At 48.8% G+C, this 1,289-nt stretch carries 2 protein-coding genes; both read right to left on the reverse strand.

Annotated features, from left to right (window positions below):
- Nucleotides 1-702: DUF484 family protein (locus R7M72_RS24915; RefSeq protein WP_318056438.1), on the reverse strand; the 702-nt coding region annotated here is incomplete at its 3' end.
- On the reverse strand, nucleotides 696-1,289 hold a 594-nt coding region (gene dapF, locus R7M72_RS24920), incomplete at its 5' end, for a diaminopimelate epimerase (RefSeq protein ID WP_318056439.1). The genes dapF and R7M72_RS24915, both read right to left, overlap by 7 nt.

The following is a 1,289-nucleotide window of genomic DNA, read 5'->3' on the forward strand; positions in this document are numbered from 1 at the left end:
GTCATCGTAACTTTGCCATACCAATGTTTGAGCAAGATGTGCCACTACTAATGATAGGTGACGCAAAAACAAGGTATCCATGTCTGGTTGGAAATGACCGCCATCTTCGCTAGAAAACGCAAGCACGCCAAGCGTCTGCTTCTTCACCAGCGGCAGTACCACATAGGAACCCATTTCTGGCACATCCATATTGCCAAACAACGCTTCACGATCCACTTTACGCAAGCGGCCCAAATAAGCCTCTTTGCCATTTAGGTGGTTGGTCGCAAAACGCTGGTAATGTTCTTTGCTAAGTTGCGTCGATGCATCGCATTGGCTAAACAAGCGAACATACGCACGCAGTCCGAGATCTTTGGCTTTTAGCTCTATCGCGCTAATAACTTGCTTGAAGTCACCACACTTTAGAATCGAGCCCTGCAAATCCATGAACTCGTAGAAGGTACGATCGTTGTTTGCCGCAAGCGACATTAACGTGGTGATCTCTTCTTCAAGCTCTTCAATACGCTGACGCTGGCGATTCATTTGAATATGCACCAACGAAACCGTACCTAAATCCGAATGTGGAAAAGACAGACGATCCACCAGCTCAGGGCGCTCAACAAAAAAGTCAGGGTGATCTTTTAGGTATTCTGCCACCACTTCTGCAGTTAATGCGTCAGCTTCAACTTGAGACAAACCGTTTCCTTTTTCTTTGACTAGCACGACAGTTGACCATCAAATACGTGAGTAGCAGGGCCGGTCATAAAGAGTGGTTTGCCCGGGCCTTGCCAAGAAATATGCAGCTCACCACCAGGTAGCGATACTTTCACACTCTCATCCAAAAGTCCTTGCAAAATACCCACAGCCACCGCGCCACATGCGCCGCTACCACAAGCTTGTGTTTCCCCTGCGCCGCGCTCGTAAACTCGAAGACGAATGTGGTCACGACTCACCACTTGCATAAAGCCAGCGTTCACACGTTCAGGGAAGCGTTCGTGTGATTCAAGCAGCGGACCTAGAGTGTCCACATCTGCGGTATCCACGTCATCCACTACTGTCACCACATGCGGGTTACCCATGCTGACGGCACCACAAAACAGCGTCTTGTCACCCGCGCGCATGATGTAGGTTTTTTCTTTCTGCTTCGCTTTGAACGGAATTTTGTTCGGTTCAAACTCTGGCACACCCATGTTGACCGTCACTTCACCGTCGTCTTCCACATCAAGAATCATCTTACCTTTCTTGGTGCTCACGCTGATGCTGTATTTATTGGTCAACCCTTTCAAACGAACAAAACGCGCGAAACAGCG

The organism is Vibrio sp. YT-18 (assembly GCF_033337345.1).
Classification (GTDB): Bacteria; Pseudomonadota; Gammaproteobacteria; order Enterobacterales; family Vibrionaceae; genus Vibrio; species Vibrio alginolyticus.